Source organism: Vibrio sp. T13N (assembly GCF_032970445.1).
Classification (GTDB): Bacteria; Pseudomonadota; Gammaproteobacteria; order Enterobacterales; family Vibrionaceae; genus Vibrio; species Vibrio diabolicus.
Genome location: NZ_JAWJYE010000037.1, coordinates 1 through 4,584, shown reverse-complemented (window position 1 = coordinate 4,584; position 4,584 = coordinate 1). Strand labels below are relative to the sequence as shown.

At 40.3% G+C, this 4,584-nt stretch carries 4 protein-coding genes and 1 pseudogene; all 5 read left to right on the top strand.

All coding sequences use genetic code 11. The features are described from left to right. Positions 1-212: 212 nt before the first annotated feature. The 5 genes and pseudogenes from R2S67_RS22490 to R2S67_RS22470 all read left to right on the top strand — a co-directional run bounded on the left by R2S67_RS22490 (position 213) and on the right by R2S67_RS22470 (position 4,286). Positions 213-575, top strand: coding sequence for a VOC family protein (locus R2S67_RS22490; RefSeq protein WP_151515178.1), 363 nt, complete (start codon positions 213-215; stop codon positions 573-575). A 165-nt stretch (positions 576-740) separates the two neighbouring features. Then, positions 741-1,211 (top strand): DUF6892 domain-containing protein, encoded by a 471-nt coding sequence (locus tag R2S67_RS22485; protein ID WP_171359209.1) that lies wholly within the window; start codon positions 741-743, stop codon positions 1,209-1,211. A 619-nt stretch (positions 1,212-1,830) separates the two neighbouring features. Next, positions 1,831-2,178 (top strand): hypothetical protein, encoded by a 348-nt coding sequence (locus R2S67_RS22480; RefSeq protein ID WP_104974031.1) that lies wholly within the window; start codon positions 1,831-1,833, stop codon positions 2,176-2,178. A 154-nt stretch (positions 2,179-2,332) separates the two neighbouring features. After that, on the top strand, positions 2,333-3,319 hold the full coding sequence (locus tag R2S67_RS22475) for an ATP-binding protein (protein ID WP_317347126.1): 987 nt from the start codon (positions 2,333-2,335) through the stop codon (positions 3,317-3,319). Between the two features lie 153 nt (positions 3,320-3,472). Continuing rightward, positions 3,473-4,286, top strand: a pseudogene (locus R2S67_RS22470) (NAD-dependent epimerase/dehydratase family protein). The last annotated feature ends 298 nt before the right edge of the window (positions 4,287-4,584 follow it).

Here is a 4,584-nt window from a genome sequence, read left to right as displayed (position 1 = left end):
GTGGCGTTCCAAGTGGGTGAKGGTGGTGCAAGAGCAGGCACGCACATAACAAAGCGTTCAAGAGGGATTCTCAACGCTTGGCAATTTTGGTTCTAAGTTTAGCTTTTGTGTTTATGGCACAATAATTTAGGTTTGGTGGCTTGCGTTGTTCACCCCTTAACGCGGCGTTATGTACTTTAATGAAAATTGCAACCAACTCTAAAGGACTGAGAGTGATAGATCATTTTGAAATTAAGGTAGTTGCACTCGAAGAGTGTCGAGTGTTTTACCAGAATGTGCTAGAACCATTGGGTATTGAACTCAAGTGGTCCGATGAAAATGCAGCAGGCTTTGGGCTTTCGAGCGAGCCAAATGTAAGATTTCTAATTGAAAAAGGCATCAGTAATTCTAAGTGCCATGTTGCTTTTTCTGCATCAAATAAATTACAAGTTTCCGCGTTTCATCAAGCGGGACTATCTTTAGGTAGTAAATGCAACGGTAAGCCGGGTTTACGGGAGCACTATGCTCCAAATTACTACGCAGCGTTTTTGATTGATCCCGAGGGCAATAATGTGGAGTCAGTCGTTTACCTTTAGCACGTACATAACAAATTGTTCAAGAGTGATTCGGCACGCGTGGCATTTTTACTATGCGTCAAGTTTAGTGGTTAAGGTGGTATGCGGAGGCTTCGGCATTGCGTGCCTCACACCTTAACAAGGCGTTAGCTAAATTAAGCTTTGAATTTGAATTAAGGAGTTACTATGAATAATGAGAACCTTAAATTACTAATATTAGGAGACCTATATGATTCTGACGATCAAATAAAAAATGAAATGGACAAAATATCAGCAATGAACTTGCATGACTTAGTGTATGGTAATAATGCTAAATATGGTTGGTTTGATTGCATTTCAGAGGTTAAAGAGCTTCTATTGTCAATAAACATTTCGAGTGATCAATTGGCGAAAGTTAAATTACTCTCAGGAGAATGTTGTGCAACACATTTTATGATAATGCCAAACTGGGATGGTGAGGGTGACGAGTTTGACCTGACATCTTTTACAGGAATAGAGAGTCTAACTAACTTAGAGTGCTTAGAGTTATTGGAGTTAAGTAAGGTAAGTAATACGGAAAAATTGCTCGAGTTGAATATCGAAGAGATTAGTAGCTGTTCAAGTTTAGACCCAGGTTTAGAGCGTGAATTAAGGGCTAGAGGAGTGTTAATTACCTAGGGTATTGGTTCTTACCTTTATGTATTTAGCTCACAAGGCTATTAAGGTGATGCGTTACAATCGGTGTTGTTTGTGTGGAGTTCAGTGCGCATTATTGGTTCAATGGGGCACACCTTATTACAGGCGTTAGCTGAAAAGGATTGAAAATGAATAAATAGTACTTTGATTTTCTAGAGCTTGAAGGTAGATATATCAGGGCTGCTGGTAATGAGTCTGGTCGTAAGACTCCGTTGAACATTACTTGTATAGGTTACATTTTATCTTTATTTGAAGACATGAACTTGAAGCTCAACAGCCTTAAGGTGGTTGGTGGTACTATAAGAGCAAAACTTAAGACAGAAAATTAAGTAAAGAAGTACATATCTGGTATTGGCAAAACGCTTATTGAGCTTGATAGACGCAAATGGACCTAACTATTGAGGCTACCATTGTACTTAGTGTCTATTGAGTTCGCTTTGAGAATTTAGCTAACAAAGCATTTAAGAGTGATTCCCAACGCATGGCATTTTTCATTTCATCGTTGGGTTTTGTGTTTACGGTGGTATGGTTAAGTTTTGTGGCAGCGTTGCTCACACCTTAATGCGGCGTTATGCGCTTGTAGAAATGGAGATAATTCATCATGGATGATTTGGCGAGTTCATTACAACGTACTGGTTTAAGAGTCAAAATCAGTAATGGAAAAATTGTAGTTAGACTTGACGGTCTTTCAAATCCAGTTTCGATAATAAGGGATATAGCCGCCGACGAATACAAAGTGAAAACGAATGATTCGATTCTATCGATAGTAGCTTGTTTCTTATTATTTAGCGGCTTGGCAGGTATTTATGAGTATAGTGGTAGTAATTTGATAAACGTTGCACTTATCTCGGTTTCGATATTGTCTTTCGTCACAGTGTTACTTACAGAACTAAAATTAACTAAGTTACGCGCTACTGTAGCTGCGTTCAATAGTCGGGAACGCGCATAACAAAGCGTTTAAGAGGGATTTGGCACGCGTAGCATTTTTAGTTTGCGTTGAGTTTTGTGTTTAAGGTGCTTGCAGAAGCTTATGTATTGCGTGCCTGCACCCCTTAACGCGGCGTTAGCCCTTTTTCATTAGTTAGTAGATTTGGAGAACAAAAATGACAACAATAAAGTTTCCGAAAACATTTGATCGTGACACTCTTCAGGGCTTCTTTGATGAACTAGATAACAGCCAAGATCTAGACAAAGTGTGTGTCGATTGCTCAACAATTATGTGGTCAAAGCCAACAGCTATGCTGGTAGCTGGCTCTAAACTTAGACAGTGGATAAAAAGGCGCCGAGAGCTCAAATTAAGTACAACAAGGAAGGGAGTTGATACTTATTCTGCTGTTCATAATTACCTAAAGCATATAGGTTTTTTTGATTTTGTGATGATGGGTGAGGGTAAGAGTGTTGGTGAAGCTAAAGGCTCAAGCTCTTACACTGCAATTACTAGAATTGAAAAGCCGACATTGGGCGATGATGAGGACGCTCTTGATGAGTGGTATGAAAGTATACAATCTAAAGTTCGAGGGTTGGCAATAGTTATTTCTGGTGAAAAGGAAGGACAGCAAGTCAATAAGTTTTATAATTATGCTTTGCGTGAAATTGTTAGGAATGTATTTGAGCATTCGGGTGCAAATGAATGTTATGTTTTTGGGCAACGCTGGAGTGATGGGAAGGCTGAGATTGTTATAGTGGATGAAGGTGTAGGTATTAGCTCTTCATTGGCTCAGTCTTATGAACTAAATAATGACATTGAAGCATTGAAGTTTGCCGTGAAGCCTGGTGTTTCACGTACATCACAGTTTTCTCGGGATGAAAACATATTCGATAATTCGGGCTTTGGTCTTTACGTTTTGACTGAAATAGCTCGCAGCTTTGGCTGGTACGCCTTGGGTAGTAACACTGCCCGTATTGTTGGCTTCAACGATACCATTTGCGAAGAGAATATGAATTTTTCTGGTACTTATTTTGGTCTAAGGCTTGTTTCTACTCCTAAAAATTTTACTGATTTAACAGCAGATATAATCAAGTCAGGAGAAGAAGAGGCTCAAAAACGTGGAATTGAGCGTAAGGCTTCTGGAATGACGAAAGTATTTTAGTACAGGGCTAACAAACAATTTAAGAGTGATTCAGCACGCTTGGCATTTTCGGTTTGGTTAAGTTTAGTGTTTACGGTGGTCAAATTGAGAGTTGTGGTCGCGTGCTTCACACCTTAATTGGGCGTTATGTGTAATCGAGAGTTCAGGGAAAGAATGAAAGTACTTATATCAGGGGCCAATGGGTATATTGGTAGCCACGTGACTAAGATGTTTGTTGAAAGTGGCTTTGAAGTTTCGACTTACAGCAGGACTAGCGGTGTCTTACCTCCTGCTCGGAAGCTTACCAATGTGCCATCAGATTTCTCTGGTTACTTTGATATCGTTATAAATTGTGCTCGCCCACATTGGTCAGAATTTTCGCCGGAGGAAATAGCTGATATAGAGTCCAAGCTGCTAACGCAGCTGGATAGACTAGCGGCTGACGGTGCGACAAAAATCCACACATCGGGCGTTTGGCTATTTGGCAACGCTTCTCACAATGACCTCAAAGAATTTAGGCTTAAGCCTCTAGAGGCGGTGAAACTGGACACAGTTACAATAGGTTGTGCTATCAAAAAGAAGTGGCATGTTGTTTACTGTCCTAGTTTGGTTTATGGTGGTGAAAACTGTCAGCTAAAGCGGATTGTAGATTCCTTATCTGACCAAACTCTCCAAGTAGCGATACCATATCAAGGTTACAACCAATATATCCATGTTAATGACATCGCTCGATTTTATTTGGCACTGGTTCAAGGTAAACGTCCGGCTACACAACACTTTATTGCTGAGACTAAGGGGTATAGCCCCGAAGCGTTTTCTCAATTGCTACTCGACTTTCAAATCGTAAAGCAGGTTCACAAGAGCAGTTGGAGTGATTTTGAGAAATGCCATGGCTCTTTGGCGGTCGAAATTGAAAAGCTAAATCTTAATCTTCCCCTTGTTTGAACCGACTGAGTCATTAAGGAAGTACATAGAAAATTACACATAACAAACAATTTAAGAGGGACTCCCAACGCTTGGTATTTTTGCTTCTACTTCAAGTTAAGTGTTTATGGCACAATACTTTAAGCTTGGGTGGTAGCGTTGCTCACCCCTTAATTGGGCGTTATTTCCGCAACGGATCTCTCAGGCTGAATGTACGTGGTTGTAGCCTAAGAGTGAAAGTGGCGGGGTAATAGGTTGGAAATGCGGAATAGCGTTAATTCTGGGATTATTTCGCCGAAGAACGGTTTAGCTCAATGAATAGCGACTGGCACTGGCAACAGAGAGTGGTTTAGAGATAGAGA

Excerpts from the sequence above, each read along its gene's own strand:
- R2S67_RS22485 (WP_171359209.1), top strand. The coding sequence starts at position 741 with ATGAATAATGAGAACCTTAAATTACTAATATTAGGAGACCTATATGAT.
- R2S67_RS22475 (WP_317347126.1), top strand. The coding sequence starts at position 2,333 with ATGACAACAATAAAGTTTCCGAAAACATTTGATCGTGACACTCTTCAG.
- R2S67_RS22480 (WP_104974031.1), top strand. The coding sequence starts at position 1,831 with ATGGATGATTTGGCGAGTTCATTACAACGTACTGGTTTAAGAGTCAAA.